This window comes from Geodermatophilus sp. SYSU D01045 (assembly GCF_054050295.1).
In genome coordinates this window covers 73,762-87,384 of the sequence record NZ_JBJGZB010000009.1, presented here as the reverse complement: position 1 = coordinate 87,384, position 13,623 = coordinate 73,762, and the positions used below count along the sequence as shown (strand labels likewise).

The following is a 13,623-nucleotide window of genomic DNA, read 5'->3' as shown; positions in this document are numbered from 1 at the left end:
GGAGAGCATGCCCATCCCGGACGGCGGTGGACAGGTCTCCGGGGGCCGCCGGTAGGCGCGCCCGGTCCGAGCCGGACGGCTCCTCGGCCCCGTAGCCGGGCGCGACTTCGCCTGCGGGCGAGTCCGCGAGCGCGGCTGTTCGCCTGCGGTGGTAGCCGACCGGTGATCCGCCGGTCACGATCGCGTCGTGACCGCGTCACCGGCGCAGCAGCCGCTGGACCACCGGCGGGCCGCGGTCTCGCGCGGCGCTGTGGCAGCGATCCGTGCGGCTGCCGCGGCTGCCGCGGAGGCGGCGCTGACCTACGACGACGTCGCGTGCGCCGCGGAGGCCGCCTGCAGCGCCGACCCGTCCGGGCCGCACCGCGACCGGGCAGCCCGCATGCGCCGGCGTGCCGAGGAGGAGCGGTGCGAGGCGCTGCGGATGTGGACGCGGGCCGACGCGCTCGAGTCCGCCGCGCACTGACCGGCAGTCCCCGCACACGCGAACCGACACCCCCACCGTGCGCAGCCGCGTGCCCGCTCGTGCGGCGGGGCCCGCGGCCGGCGCGTCTGCTGATCGCGGGTGGCCGCGCGCGATCGGCTCCTCGGACGAGCAGGACGCCGCTGAGCCCAGGCGGGGGGTGTCCGCGCGCGGCGCCCCACGAGCAGACAGCCTGGGCACGGGTGGGGCGCGATGGCCGACAGCCGGGGGCACGCGCATCGCGCGGCGCTGATGGACCGCTCCGAGGTGGCGGCGCGGCGCGCCGCGGCCGAGCGGGCCCGGCGCTCCGCGACCGAGCTCGTCGCCGAGGCCGGGGCCAGCCGGCAGCGGGCGGAGGAGCTGCGCCGGGGGCTGGAGGCCCGGCGGCTGCGGGCCGCGCGGGGCCGCGGGTCAGGTCCGCAGGGTGACGCTGGGTAGCACGCCGTAGGCAGCGCGGTAGCGCTCGGTGAACCGGCTGGGCGTGAAGCCCCAGCGGGCGGCGACGGCGGTCACGGTGACCCCGTCGCCGGGGGTGGCGTCGCGTAGCTCCCGGTGGGCCTGGGCCAGGCGGACCTGGCGGAGGTAGGTGGTCGGAGTGCAGCCGAGATGGCGGCGGAAGGCCAGTTGCACCGCGCGGGGGGTGACGTAGGCGGCCCGGGCGATGTCGGCGACGGAGATGTCGCGGTCGCAGTTGGCGTCGATGAACGCTGTGGCGCGGCGGAGCGTGCCGGGGTGGGCGTCGGCGCGGTCCGCGGCCGCGGGTTCGGCGACGGCGGTGTTCGGCAGGATCGTCAGCGCGGTGGCGGCCAGCAGCCGTGCGGCCGGCCCGAGCAGCAGCGGCGAGGCGGCGGCCTCGGGCTCGGCGAGCAGGTCGTCGACGAACCGGGTGACCTGACGCCAGCGTGCGGCGTCACCGGGGGCCGGATGCATGGCCGTGAACTGCCACCGCCCGCCGGGCGCGGCGGCGCCGCGGGCCACGTCGGTGAGCAGCGCCTGCGGCAGGGTGACGGTGCGAGCCTGGGCCTTGTGGGTGCGACTGACGTCGGTGGACTGTGGATGGACGGCGACGTAGACGTCCCCCGGCGCGTAGCGGTCGGTGCTCTGTCCGCGCTCGAGCCCGATGGTGCCCCGGATGACCGTGCTGATGACGACGTCGTCTCGGCCGTGGACGTCGAAGGTGATGTCGGCCGGCAGCGTGAGGTGGCAGAAGGTGAACGGGCCGGGGTCGACCGTCCGCAGGTCCAGCAGCCACGTGGCGTCGCGCGGGGCGTCCACCTGGAGGCGACCGCTGTAGAGGGTGTCGAGGAGCTCGCGTGCCTCGGCCGGGTCGCGGGTGCGGAACTCGGTGCGTCGGGGCGCTGTGGTGGTCGGGGCGGTCTCGGCGGTCATCACCTCTCCTCGGGGCGTGTGCGGCCGCGGTGGTTCAGGTGCGCAGGGTGTGGCTGGGGGCCACCTTGTAGGCGGCGCGGTAGGCGGCGGCGAACCGGTCGGGCTTGGCGAAGCCCCAGCGGCCTGCGATCGCCGCGACCGTGTCCCCGGCGGTCGGGTCGGCGGCCTGCAGCTCCCGGTGCGCGCCCTCCAGTCGCACCCGCCGTGCGTAGCCCATCGGGCTCAGCCCGACGTGGCGGGCGAAGGCCAGCTGCAGCGCCCGCGGCCCGACCCCGGCGGCGCGGGCGACGTCGGTGACGGTGATCGGCAGCGAGGCGTGCCCGTCGATGAAGGCCATGGCCCGGCGCACCACCGCCGGCGCCACCGCGCCGGTGCCGGGCAGGTGGTCCGACGTCATGGTCGTGTTCGGGAACGCCGCCAGCGCGGCCGCCGCCATCAGCTCGGCCAGGTGCGCGGCGACCAGCGGCTCGGCCAGCCCGCTGCCGGGGTCGGCCATCTGCTGGTGCACGAAGCGCATCAGCCCCAGCCACGTGCGGCGCATCGGCTCGGACACCGGGCTCATCCCGTCGAACCGCACATCGGTCCCGGGGACGCCCAGCCGCTCCTCGGCCACCCGCTCGACCACCGCCAGCGGCAGCCGCACGATGCCCACGTCCACGTCGTCCCACTCGTTCGTGAACGGCACGCCGGTCGGGCACCGGAACACCACGCCCGGTCGCGTGGTGACCTCGTCCCGGCCCTCCACGTACCGGCACCCACCGCTCACCGGACTGGCCACCACCAGGTCGCTCAGCGGAGCGACCGCGCAGCGCATGCCCGCGGTGAACCGCAGCCGGTCCGCGGTCAGGTGACCGGCCGTTGCCGACCGGAGCTCGCAGGTGAACGACCCGCGGACGCCGGAGAACGCGAGCGGGCGCTCCGAGCGGTAGAGATCGGCGAGCACGGCCTGGGCGACGTCCGGCTCCCGGATGGACAACTCGACGACCTCGACCGGCATGACGCGCCTTCGGGGTGAGCGTTTCCCGGGGCCGTGGCTGGGCCGCCACCGGCAGCGCCGGCCCGACCGACGGTAGCCGCCGGTACCCGATGTGCGAAGCCCCTCGCCCACCGGCGCAGTCGGTGCCTCGTCGAGCCCTCATGCGACACCGGGCGGAGGCCTCAGCGAGGTCTGTGAGGTGCTGTTCGACCACCTCCACTCGTCGGAGGTGGTGCCGACGACGCCCATCGCCCCGCGCGAGACGCCGGGACCGACGGGCGGATACGGATCGCCTCGTTTCGATACAGAGGCGTAGGTCCCTGTATCCGACGGGAGCACTCGGCCACGGTGGCGGCATGGCTGAGACCACGGCCGCCCCTGCCGGACACCTCCCGACGTCGGCGGACGCCTGCCCCGCCGTGCTCGACCGGGCCGGGCACGCCCCCGCCGACGACGCCCGATGAGCTGCGCGCGAGCCCCGCACGGCCGGTGCGCCTGCTGTCAGCGAGCCCCCGCCTGCTCCGGCTCGGCCGGCTGGGCGGTCGGTGCCGACGGTGTGCTCCCCAGCCCCCGCCCAGCCGACGGGTCCTCGATCGCCGGAGCGACGGCGGTCGGCCGGTTGCACGCGATCGGACAGGCCGGCCGGGCGATGTGCGCGACCCCGGTCGTCCCCCTGGATCCCCGGATCTGGACCTGGCCCGACTCCGCCGATCGCGTCCTCCCGCTGTGCTGGACCTGCCTGGCCCTCACCCACGGGGCCGACGACGGTCCCCACCCCCTGAGCCGATGACCCTCGTCCTGAGCCTGCTGTCCCGGTGGTGGCGGATCCGGCAGCGCGTGCGGACCGTCCTCGCGGGAGCACCGACCCGCGGCGCTCTGGCCAACGCCCGCCGCGCCGTCGAGCGTGACCTGGAGGCCGCCGCCCAGCGGGAGGAAGCCGCGCGGGCAGTCGCCCGGGCCATGGCGCGAGCCGCCGAGCACCCCTCGGCTCTGCCGCGCCCCGTCCGTTCCCCCTGAACCTCGCCCGCCGCCGACCGCGGTCGGCTCGGCCGGCCGGTGTTCCGGTCGGTCCGGGGCGGCTGCCCGCGAGCGCCGGCCCTCCGGCCGGTCCGTGGACCCGGGTGGAGCCGGCGCCGGTGCGCCCGCTCCACCGCGCGGGCTCATCTGACCAGCAGCGCGATGGCGGCGTAGTGGCAGGTGGCGGCGGCACACACGAACGCGTGGAAGACCTCGTGATAGCCGAAGACCGACGGGAGCGGGTCGGGGCGGCGGCAGTGGTAGGCGACGGCGCCGGTGATGTACAGCAGCCCGCCGCCGACGACGAGGGCCGCGGCGAGGCCGCCGGCCGCGGCCCACAGCGCCGGTACCGCGAGCGCGTTGACGGCTCCCAGCGCGATGAACGCTCCTCCGACGAGCCACTCCGGCGCGTCCATGCGGGCGAGACGGGCCCGGATCCCCAGGGCGGTGAGGGCCCACAGCAGGACCAGGCACAGCCGCCCGTAGGTGCCGGGCACGGCGTGGAGGAACACCGGAGTCGCCGTCCCGGCGATCAACAGGAAGATCATCACGTGGTCGGCTCGCTGCAGGACCCGGCGGGCGACCGGCCCCCAGCTGCCCCGGTGGTACAGGGCACTGACGCCGAACAGCCCGCTGAGGCAGCCGGTGTAGATCCCGACGCCGATCACCGGCCCCCGGCCGTGGACGGCGACCCACAGCAGCGGGCCGGCCACGAGCGAGGCGGCGAACCACACCAGGTGCAGCCAGCCGCGCAGGAGGGGCTTGGCGTAGGACACCGCGCGCCGCGCGTCGTAGTGCACCGTCGGACCGGTCCTGGCCCGGCGGTCCCCGTGGCCCGGCCGGCTGACGGTCATGCCACCTGCCCGGAGCACAGCCGGAGCGGGCGCCGTGTGCTCCTGCCCGGTCCTCCGCCGTCAGGCCCTCGGTGACGCACGGTCGCCGGCCCGGCGGTGCTCTCCCGTCCGGACGCGCGGGGGAGGCGGGCCACCCGCGGGCCGTGACCTCCTCCCCGGCGCACCCGAGGAGCCGCGACCCGGGCGGTGGGCAGACCCTGTCCGCGGCCGGCGTGGCACCCGGCCGGGGCGTCCGCGAGCGCCGTCCCGGTCGTGCGCGTCGCGACGTCCACGGCTGGCCCTTCACGGTCCTGCAGGTGGGGAGCCGCGGGCACGTGCGGATGCGCAGCCGATGTCCATCCGTGCCCGCGCCACCACGTCGCAAACCCGCGAGGAGACGGTGCGGGAGTCCGAGGACCCACGCGCCGGCCGGGTCGGGCACCCGGTCGGACGCCGGCCCGGCCCCTCCCGCCGTCCCGGCTCACACTTGCGTGCACAGGGGCCTACCCGACGTCCGGAGTTTGGGCACCGGTCGTTCGCGGGAGGAAGTGACGCAGGCGGTCTCACCGTGCCGACGCCCGACGCCCGGGGCGGTTCGCCGCCCGGCCCCGGCGGACGGGGCCGGCGCCACCGACGGGTCGGGACGGGAGGATCGTGACGGTCGTCGCGGAGTTCCGGGCCGTGCTCGCCGAGTTGGCGGGGGAGCTGGCCGGCCCCGAGCTGCTGCCCGAGCGGCTCGCCCGTGCGTGCGCCCGGGTGCTGCCGGTCGACGGTGCGGGCATCGGGCTCTTCTTCGTCGACGGCCAACGGCTACCGCTGGGCTCGAGTGACGCGGCGGCGGCGACGGCAGAGCGGCTGCAGTTCACCATCGGGGCCGGGCCGTGCCTGACGGCGTACGCCGAAGGCGGCCCCGTGGTGGCCGACGAGGTGACGATCCGGTCCCGGTGGCCGGCGTTCCACGACGAGCTGGTCACCAGCACCCCGATCCGCGGGGTCATCTCGCTACCGCTGCACGGGGGGTTGCGCGGCATCGGGGCGCTGGACCTCTACACGGTCCCGCCGAACGACGTGACCGCGTTGAGCCTGGCGCACGCGCTGGCGATCAGTGCCGAGGTGACCTCGGCGTTCCAGCAGAACAGCGAGGCGACGCGCGGCGAGAGCGGCGGGCCGGTGTGGCTGGACGCGCCGGCCGCCGGACGGCGCTCGGTCGTGTGGCGGGCCATGGGCTTCGTCAACGCCGGCCTCGAGGTCAGCAGCACCGACGCGCTGGCGCTGCTCCGGGCGCATGCCTTCGCCCGCGGCGGGGACCTCGACGAGCTCGCCCGGCGCATCGTCGAGGGAGAGGTCCCCCTGAGCGGCCTGCTCGACCGCGGCGGCGACCTCTAGCCCCCGCCGTCGCCGTCCGGGTCCCTGCGGCGCCGGCCGCGTCGTCGGGGACGGCGGCCGCTCGGCGGCGGCCGGTGACCGCAGGCGGTGCCGCCCTCGACGCGGCGGTGCGCCCGCCACGACGGAGAGCTGCGTACGCTCGGGTCCGGTGGTGGGAGCCACCCTGCGCCGACCGTGCGTCCGACCCCGGCGTGCCACGCCAGCGCGGGCTCCGAGGCGGAGTCCGCAACCGAGGTGCCCGCCCCGGTGCAGCAGACCGGAGCCGCGCCGTGGACAGCAGCCAGGAGCCCCGCCTCGACGACGCTGCCGGCGCACCCCGGCGCCGGGAGCGCCTGCCTGCTCCGGAGCTGTCGACGGAGGACCTGCTGCACACCGTGGCCGCGCTGGCCCGGACGGTGGTGCCCGGCGACACCGAGACGTCGGTGTCGCTGCTCGTCGACGACGTGCCCACCACGGTGGCCGCCACCGGTCGGCTGGCCGTCGACGTCGACGAGGCGCAGTACGAGCGTGACCACGGGCCCTGCCTGCACGCCGCGCGCACCGGTGAGCTGGTCGAGGTCGCCGACACCCGCACCGACAGCCGGTGGCCGGACTACGTGCCGCGGGCGGTCGCCCACGGCGCCCTGAGCTCGCTGTCCGTCCCGCTGGTGATCGACGCCGACCGCGGCGTCGCCGGCGCGCTGAACATCTACGCCCGCGCGGCGCACGCCTTCGACGAGGACGCCCGGGCCGCCGCCACCCGCCTGGGCCCGCACGCCGCGGCGGCGGCCGGCGACCTGCACGCGATGCGGAGCGCCCGCGCGATGGCCGACGACCTGCGGATCGCCCTGGAGGCCCGCGCGGTGATCGACCAGGCCACGGGCGTGCTGGTGCAGCGGCTCGGGCTGACCGCCGACCAGGCGATCCGGGCGCTGGCCCGGGCGTCGGCGGGCGCGGCCCGCCGGGACCGCGACGTCGCCCACGACCTGGTGCGGACGGGGGAGCTGCCGGCCGGGCCGCCGGCTGGGGAGGGGTGACCGCCCCTGCCGGATGCGCGCCGGCGGCCTGCACCGGGGCGGTCCGCAGCTGGTCGCCGGTGCGCGGGCCGATGAGGGTGTCCGATGGTCCCGATCGACGTGCGACGGGAACCGGCGTCCGGGCCGACCTCCGCGCACGCGACGCGATGACCTCTCGCGGACCTCTCGCGGCACGCCCCTCACCGCGGCCGAGGAGACTCCCATGACGCAGCAACGGCAGCGGGCCACCGAACTCCGCCTCGTGGTCACCGCGACGGGCCACGAGGCCGCGGTCCGCTTCTTCCGCGACGTGCTGGGGCTGCCGGAGCAGGAGGCCCACGAGGCCCGCGGCGGCCACGTCGTCATCCTCGACGCCGGCCGGGCGACGCTGGAGATCAACGACCCGCCCTACGCCGAGTACACCGACGAGGTCGAGGTGGGACACCGCGTCCCGGGCCGGATCCGCGTCGCGTTCGAGGTACCCGACACCCGCGCCGCGACCGCGGACCCGGTCGAGGCCGGCGCCGAACTGGTCGCCGAGCCGACCGTCACCCCGTGGGACACGCTCAACTCCCGGCTCCACGGCCCGGAACGGCTCCTCTGACCGTCTTCGGTCCCGTGGAGGAGCAGCCGCAGCGTCCGGGCCGCAGCCGGGGACCGGCGATCCGCGGATCGGCCGTCCCTGAACGCGGGCGCCTCGCGCGGTGAGGCTGGGGTCCCCACGACCCGAGGAGCACCCGATGCCGCGCACCCGACCCGACGTCCCCGTCCCCGACCTCACCGGCCGCCGCGCCGTCGTCACGGGAGGCAGCGACGGCGTCGGCCTCGTGCTGGCCCGCCGGCTCGCCGCGGCCGGCGCCGAGGTGGTCCTGCCGGTCCGCAACCCGCGCAAGGGCGAGGCCGGGGTCGCCCGGATCCGCGCGCAGGTCCCGGACGCCGACGTCTCCCTGCGCGACCTCGACCTGTCCTCGCTGGCCTCCGTCGCGGCGCTGGGGCAGACCCTGCGCGCCGAGGGGCGGCCGGTGCACCTGCTCGTCGCCAACGCCGGCGTCATGCGGCCACCGGACCGGCAGACGACCGCCGACGGGCACGAGCTGCAGTTCGGCACCAACCACCTGGGGCACGTCGCGCTCGTCGCCGCCCTGCTGCCGCTGCTGCGGGCCGGCCGGGCGCGGGTGACCTCGCAGACCAGCGTCGCGGCGCGCCGGGGGGCGGTGAACTGGGACGACCCGAACTGGGAGCGGTCCTACGACGGGCAGCGCGCCTACGCCCAGTCGAAGGTCGCCGTCGGCCTGTTCGCCCTGGAGCTGCAGCGGCGCAGCGCCGCCGGGGGCTGGGGGATCACCAGCGACCTGGCCCACCCCGGGATCGCGCCGACCAGCCTGCTCGCGGCCCGGCCCGAGGTCGGCCGCGCCCGGGACACCACCGGCGTGCGGCTCATCCGCGTGCTGTCGCGGCTGGGCCTCACCGGCACCGTGGAGAGCGCGGCGCTGCCGGCCCTGCTCGCCGCGACCGCGCCGGACGGCGGCGGCCGGTTCTACGGCCCGGACGGCCCCGGCGGGGCGAGCGGCGCCCCTGCGGAGCAGGAGCCCTACCGCCCGGTGCGCGGCACCGGGGACGCCGAGCGGATGTGGCACCTGTCCGAGGAGCTGGCCGGGGTGTCGTTCGCGGCGGCCGGAGCCGACGGGGTGCACCCGCTGCCGCGCTGACCGTCCCGGGCCGTGCCCCGGTCAGCCGGGGGCGGCCCGGACCGCGGGGTCCGCCTGGGTGCCGAGGACCGACAGCAGCTGCAGCCGCTCGGCGCTCGGGCTGCCCGGGACGGCGGTGTAGACGAGCAGCCGGTGCGACTGGTCGGGGTCGACCAGCGACTGGCAGCTCAGCTCCAGCGCGCCGACGACGGGGTGGACGAAGCGCTTGACCTCGCGCGGGCGGAGGCCGACCTCGTGCGTGTCCCACAGCCGCCGCAGTTCCTCGCTGCGGGCCAGCACCAGCTCGGCCAGGCGCGCGGCCCGCGAGCCCGGGCCGCGCAGGGTGACGAGCTCGCGCAGGCCCGAGGCGTAGAGCCGGGACAGGAACGCGTGCTCCTCCGGGGCGTACAGCTGCCGCGTGGCGGGGTCGGTGAACCACCGGTAGCCGAGGCTGCGCGCCGGCCCGGTGCGCAGGGTCGCGTCGCCGGTGAGCGCGACGGCGAGCGGGGTCTGCCGCAGCGTCTCGCCGAGCTCGGTGACGATCTCCGCCGGGGTGTCGCCGAGCCGGTCGAGGATGCGCAGCAGGCCGGGCCCGACGTGCTCGCCGTCGGCGCCGCGCGCGGGCGGGCGGTGACCCGCGAGCCGGAACAGGTGGTCCCGCTCGTCCAGGGACAGGTGCAACCCCTGCGCGATCGCGGCCACCATCTGCTCCGAGGGCTGCGGCCCGCGCTCCTGCTCCAGGCGCGCGTAGTAGTCGGTGGACATGTGGCAGAGGACGGCGAGCTCCTCGCGCCGCAGCCCGCTCGTCCGGCGGCGCGGCCCGCGGGGGAGACCCACGTCCTCCGGCTGCAGCGCCTCCCGACGGCGGCGGAGGAAGTCCGCCAGCCCGGCCCGGTCGATCACGTCGCCTCCCTCGTCGGTGCTGAGCCGTTCCTACCGTCGCCGGGAGTGGTCGTCCACGGACCGCCGGTCCTTCCCTCGGCCGGGCGAGGACCCCCGGCACGGCACCGGCGACCGGCAGGCCGGTGGCGGTCCACCACGCCGTGGAGTGACCGGCCGCGGTGGCAGCGACGCGGCGCGGTCAGGCGGTCAGCCGGGCGTCTCGGCGCAGCTGGGCGTGGCGGGCGGGCGCAGGAAGTCGTCCTGCAGCCCGCTCAGCTGCAGGATGCGCTCCAGCGCGGGCGACGAGGCACGCAGCACCGGACGCCGGCCGGCGGCGAGGGACACCTCGCTGCACCGGGCCAGGACGGCGAGGGCCGTGGAGCTGATGAAGGACACGTCGGCGGCGTCGATGACGTCGACGCTCAGCGCGTCCCGGCTCGTCCGTCCCTTGAACTGTTCCGCGACCGCGGTGTCGAGCTCGCCGCGCAGACGGAGCACCCGGCAGGTGCCCTCGTGCTCGATCGTCATGGACCCGGGAAGCGGCCTGGGGTGCTCGGGATGGGAGTTCATCTCCGCCTCCTCGCCCGACGGCGGGAACGGGCAGCGCGCCGGCGGGACCGCCGGCCCGGCCCCGGTCCGTGCACGCGACGGTACGCCCGGCGGTCACCGCTCCAGGAGGGCGTCGGCGGCCGTCGTCTCGGGCGTCACCGTGGCACCCGGCAGGTCCGCCCGGGCCTCCTCGAGGACGGTCCGCCAGTCCGCCGGTCGCACGTCCGGGGACAGGCGGGCGAGGTCCACGGCCGCGCGCAGCCGGGACAGCCGGGCGCCCTGCCCGGTCGCGACCCGCACTGCCTCGGTCAGGTCGGCGACGGCCGGGGCGGGGTCCCCTCCGCGGGCCAGCGTGAAGCGGGCCCGCCGGCGGAGCAGCTCGGGCAGGTCGAGCTCCTCGCCGGTCCGGGAGACCGTCTCGAGGGCCTCGGCCAGGTGCCGGTCCGCCTGCTCCTGGTCGCCGGCCGCCGCGTCCAGGTCGGCGAGGCGGCCCAGGTGGCCGGCGAAGAAGCCCTGCTGGCCCATGAGCGCGAGGGTCTCGAGCGCCTGCTCGAGGAACGCCCGGTCCGGCGGGCCACCGGGCCGGTCGGTGGCGGCCCAGGCGGCGCCGAACGCCGCCCACAGGGCGTAGCCGTGCTCCCGGCCGATGTCAGCGGCCTCCGCGCCCAGCCGTCGCGCGGCCTCCTCGTCGCCGAGGAGGTGCCGGATCCAGGTGCTGAAGGTCGACTCGACCTGCGCGAGGCTGTACGGACCGCGCGGGGAGCCGACCTCCTCGGCCCGCCGCCGTGCCTCCCGCTCCCACCGCTCGGCCGCGTCCAGCTCCCCGCGGGCGGCGCAGACGGCCGCCAGCGCGCCGGCCCCGCCCGAGTACGGGTCGTTGGGCAGCGGCCACAGTGGGGAGTCCCACTGCCCGGTCGGGCGGGAGCTGATGGCGGCCAGCGCCCGCTCCAGCTGCGCCTGGGCCGAGGTGAAGTGGCCCCGCTTGAAGTCCTGGTAGCCCGTGCACCCCAGCACCTCCGGCTCGAACGAGGCGAAGGCCGGCTCGCGGACCATCGCGGCGAGCTGGTCGAGCACACCGCGGGCCGTGGTGAGCCGGCCGCTGGAGATCCAGTACGCCCAGAGGGCGATCAGCGCGGGGAGCACCTCCGGCCGTCCGAGCCGGGCGGCGAGCTCCTGCGCCCGCCGGTAGTCCGCCTCGACCTCGGGGGAGAAGTAGCCGTGCGTCGAGCTGAGCGCGAGGCCGCGCAGCATGCGGGCGGAAAGCTCGCCCAGGTCGCGCTCGTCGGACCCGGGCAGGGTCTCCAGCAGCTCCAGGGCCCGGGCGGCCAGCCTGGTCGCCTCCTCGTGCGCCCCGCGGCCGTGCTCGCGGCGGGCGGCGTCGAGGTAGCGGCCGGCGGCGGGCCCGGCCGCGCCGGCCAGGTCCAGGTGCCGGGCGACGATCGCCGGCTCGGCGCCGCGCGCGGCCAGCGCCCGGGCCACGGCCGCGTGCGTCTCCCGGCGCGCCTCGACGACCTGGGTCTCGTAGGCGGCGTCGCGCATCAGCGCGTGGCGGAAGCGGTGGACACCCGCCGCCGGGCCGACCGGCTCGACGATCCCCGCGTCGGTCAGGGTGGTGAGCTGGGCGGCCACGGCGTCCTCGTCGCCGACGACCGCCGCGACGGTGGCCGGGTCGAACGTCGGCCCGACGGTGGCGGCCACCTGGACCACGCGGAGGTCGATGGCCGGCGCCTTCAGCCGCCAGGTGAGCAGCTCCTGCAGCCGCAGCGGCAGCGGCTCGGAGCCGTGCTCCTCCACGCCGGCGCGGGTCAGCTCCTCGATGAACAGCGGGATCCCCTCGGCGTGCTCGATGATCGCGGCCCGCGCCCCGTCGTCCAGGCGCCTGCCGGACGCGAGGTTGTCCACCAGCCGGTGGGCCGCCGGACCGTCGAGCCGGCCGAGCTCGAGCACCTGCACGCCGTCCCGCCACGGCACGGCGGGGACGTGGCGGGCGGTGGCCACCGTGAGCAGGCCCGCGGGCCGCCGCTCGACGAGCCGCCCCAGCAGCTCGAGCGTGGAGGGATCGGCCCAGTGCAGGTCCTCGACGACGAACAGGCGCGGCCGCCGCGCGGCGGCCGCGGCCAGGCACTCCACGAGCAGGTCGAGGGTCTGGTCGAGGACGGTGCCGGGCTCCCACGGGGGCGCCGGGTACTCGGGCGTCGCCGGGACGCCGATCAGCGGGCCGAGGAGGGGCACCGCCCGCCGCGGGTCCACGCCCAGCGCACCGAGGTTCCCGACCAGCCAGGCGAGCCGGTCGGGGGTCTCTCCCGACCGGTCGGCCATCCCCTCGAGCAGCCGCGCGACCGGCCACAGCGAGACGTCGGCGTGGTAGGGCAGGCAGGCCGTGCCGAACACCCGGCCGCCGCTGGCCTCCACCCGGTCGAGGACCTCGGTCACCAGCCGGGTCTTGCCGATGCCCGCCTCGCCGACGACGAGGAAGCCCGGGTCGACGGCCGCCCCGCCGTCCCGCCGCACCTCCTCCCACGCCGCGAGCAGCCGGGCGCGGGGCTCGTCGCGGCCGACGAGCCCCGCCTGGCGGTAGCGCGCCGCCTCGAACCGGGCCGCGGCGTAGCGGGGGCGCTCGACGCGGAAGACCTCCACCGGGCGGCGGATCCCCTCCAGCCGGCGCTCGCCGAGCGGGTGCAGGAAGAAGTCGGCGTCGACCAGTTGCCGGGTGACGTCGCTGATCACCACGGTGTCCGGAGCGGCCTCCTGCTGGAGCCTCGCGGCGAAGGTGGGCACGAGGCCGACGATCGGGTCCCGCCCGGCCGCCGAGCCGGCGTCCCCGAGGTCCGTGACCACCACGCGCCCGGTGTGGATCCCGATCCGGACCTCGGGGGAGACGCCGAACCGGCGGTCCAGCCCGGTGCGCGCGTCGCGCATCGCCCTCACCAGGTCGAGGCCCGCGAGCACCGCCCGCCGGGCGTCGTCCTCGTGCGGGGTGGGATGGCCGAAGCCGGCGAGGATCCCGTCGCCGGAGTAGTGCACCAGGTGGCCGCTGTACCGGTGCACGGCCTCCCGGGCCGCCGCGCGGTAGACCGCGAACAGGTCCCGCAGGTGCTCGGGCTCCACCCGCTCGGACAGCCTCGTGGAGCCGACCAGGTCGGAGAACAGCAGGGTCATCAGCGCCCGCTCCCCGGACGGGTCGTGCTGACGGGCCGCCACCTGCCGCAGGACGAGGGCGGCGCGCCGGTTGTCCGGATCGACGGTGCGCACCTCCTCGGCGGTGGCGCGGGCCTGCTCGAGGTCGCCCGCCGCCAGCGAGGCCTCCGCGGCGCTCAGCAGCCGCCCGAGGAGACGGGTCAGTCGCGTCTCGGCCGACAGCACCGCCCCTGTCACGACCCCACCTCCCGGGGACGGGGACCGCCGGCCCCTGCGGTCCGCACGGCCGGCCGGTCCCTCCGCGGGGAGC

13 protein-coding genes are annotated in these 13,623 nt (G+C 77.3%); 7 read left to right on the top strand and 6 right to left on the bottom strand.

What is annotated here, in order from left to right; translation table 11 throughout:
• Nucleotides 1-187: 187 nt before the first annotated feature.
• Both ACI798_RS09415 and ACI798_RS09410 read left to right on the top strand, forming a co-directional pair.
• Nucleotides 188-463 (top strand): hypothetical protein, encoded by a 276-nt coding sequence (locus ACI798_RS09415; RefSeq protein ID WP_457047784.1) that lies wholly within the window; start codon nt 188-190, stop codon nt 461-463.
• A 210-nt stretch (nt 464-673) separates the two neighbouring features.
• A complete protein-coding gene (locus ACI798_RS09410) occupies nt 674-898 on the top strand; it encodes a hypothetical protein (RefSeq protein ID WP_457047783.1) in 225 nt (74 codons plus the stop codon).
• Here the strand turns inward: ACI798_RS09410 and ACI798_RS09405 are convergent.
• Both ACI798_RS09405 and ACI798_RS09400 read right to left on the bottom strand, forming a co-directional pair.
• On the bottom strand, nt 872-1,849 hold the full coding sequence (locus ACI798_RS09405; protein ID WP_457047782.1) for a helix-turn-helix transcriptional regulator: 978 nt from the start codon (nt 1,847-1,849) through the stop codon (nt 872-874). The genes ACI798_RS09410 and ACI798_RS09405 overlap by 27 nt on opposite strands.
• A 34-nt stretch (nt 1,850-1,883) precedes the next feature.
• Nucleotides 1,884-2,846, bottom strand: a complete 963-nt coding sequence (locus ACI798_RS09400) for an AraC family transcriptional regulator (RefSeq protein ID WP_457047781.1) — start codon at nt 2,844-2,846, stop codon at nt 1,884-1,886.
• Between the two features lie 765 nt (nt 2,847-3,611).
• On the opposite strand from ACI798_RS09400, the gene ACI798_RS09395 reads away from it, so the two are divergent.
• Entirely contained in the window at nt 3,612-3,842 is a 231-nt protein-coding gene (locus tag ACI798_RS09395; protein ID WP_456941046.1) for a hypothetical protein, read from the top strand.
• A 143-nt stretch (nt 3,843-3,985) separates the two neighbouring features.
• On the opposite strand, the gene trhA is transcribed toward ACI798_RS09395, so the two are convergent.
• On the bottom strand, nt 3,986-4,696 hold the full coding sequence (trhA, locus tag ACI798_RS09390; protein WP_456941047.1) for a PAQR family membrane homeostasis protein TrhA: 711 nt from the start codon (nt 4,694-4,696) through the stop codon (nt 3,986-3,988).
• Between the two features lie 633 nt (nt 4,697-5,329).
• Here trhA and ACI798_RS09385 point away from each other — a divergent pair.
• The 4 genes from ACI798_RS09385 to ACI798_RS09370 all read left to right on the top strand — a co-directional run bounded on the left by ACI798_RS09385 (nt 5,330) and on the right by ACI798_RS09370 (nt 8,765).
• Complete coding sequence (locus tag ACI798_RS09385) at nt 5,330-6,061, top strand: GAF domain-containing protein (protein WP_457047780.1); 732 nt, start codon at nt 5,330-5,332, stop codon at nt 6,059-6,061.
• Nucleotides 6,062-6,330: 269 nt separating this feature from the next.
• Nucleotides 6,331-7,077, top strand: a complete 747-nt coding sequence (locus tag ACI798_RS09380) for a GAF and ANTAR domain-containing protein (protein WP_457047779.1) — start codon at nt 6,331-6,333, stop codon at nt 7,075-7,077.
• Between the two features lie 202 nt (nt 7,078-7,279).
• Entirely contained in the window at nt 7,280-7,660 is a 381-nt protein-coding gene (locus ACI798_RS09375; RefSeq protein WP_457047778.1) for a VOC family protein, read from the top strand.
• A gap of 136 nt (nt 7,661-7,796) precedes the next feature.
• On the top strand, nt 7,797-8,765 hold the full coding sequence (locus ACI798_RS09370; RefSeq protein ID WP_456941051.1) for an SDR family oxidoreductase: 969 nt from the start codon (nt 7,797-7,799) through the stop codon (nt 8,763-8,765).
• Nucleotides 8,766-8,786: 21 nt separating this feature from the next.
• Here ACI798_RS09370 and ACI798_RS09365 read toward each other — a convergent pair whose 3' ends face one another.
• The 3 genes from ACI798_RS09365 to ACI798_RS09355 all read right to left on the bottom strand — a co-directional run bounded on the left by ACI798_RS09365 (nt 8,787) and on the right by ACI798_RS09355 (nt 13,550).
• Nucleotides 8,787-9,647 (bottom strand): helix-turn-helix transcriptional regulator, encoded by an 861-nt coding sequence (locus tag ACI798_RS09365; protein ID WP_457047777.1) that lies wholly within the window; start codon nt 9,645-9,647, stop codon nt 8,787-8,789.
• Between the two features lie 186 nt (nt 9,648-9,833).
• Complete coding sequence (locus ACI798_RS09360) at nt 9,834-10,154, bottom strand: STAS domain-containing protein (protein WP_457047776.1); 321 nt, start codon at nt 10,152-10,154, stop codon at nt 9,834-9,836.
• A gap of 135 nt (nt 10,155-10,289) precedes the next feature.
• Complete coding sequence (locus tag ACI798_RS09355; RefSeq protein WP_457047775.1) at nt 10,290-13,550, bottom strand: ATP-binding protein; 3,261 nt, start codon at nt 13,548-13,550, stop codon at nt 10,290-10,292.
• Between the last annotated feature and the right edge of the window lie 73 nt (nt 13,551-13,623).

What these genes read in the sequence shown, in the direction of transcription:
- ACI798_RS09375 (WP_457047778.1), top strand. Translation starts at nt 7,280, where the DNA reads ATGACGCAGCAACGGCAGCGGGCCACCGAACTCCGCCTCGTGGTCACC.
- ACI798_RS09400 (WP_457047781.1), bottom strand. Translation starts at nt 2,846, where the DNA reads ATGCCGGTCGAGGTCGTCGAGTTGTCCATCCGGGAGCCGGACGTCGCC.
- ACI798_RS09360 (WP_457047776.1), bottom strand. Translation starts at nt 10,154, where the DNA reads ATGACGATCGAGCACGAGGGCACCTGCCGGGTGCTCCGTCTGCGCGGC.
- trhA (WP_456941047.1), bottom strand. Translation starts at nt 4,696, where the DNA reads ATGACCGTCAGCCGGCCGGGCCACGGGGACCGCCGGGCCAGGACCGGT.
- ACI798_RS09405 (WP_457047782.1), bottom strand. Translation starts at nt 1,849, where the DNA reads ATGACCGCCGAGACCGCCCCGACCACCACAGCGCCCCGACGCACCGAG.
- ACI798_RS09395 (WP_456941046.1), top strand. Translation starts at nt 3,612, where the DNA reads ATGACCCTCGTCCTGAGCCTGCTGTCCCGGTGGTGGCGGATCCGGCAG.
- ACI798_RS09370 (WP_456941051.1), top strand. Translation starts at nt 7,797, where the DNA reads ATGCCGCGCACCCGACCCGACGTCCCCGTCCCCGACCTCACCGGCCGC.
- ACI798_RS09410 (WP_457047783.1), top strand. Translation starts at nt 674, where the DNA reads ATGGCCGACAGCCGGGGGCACGCGCATCGCGCGGCGCTGATGGACCGC.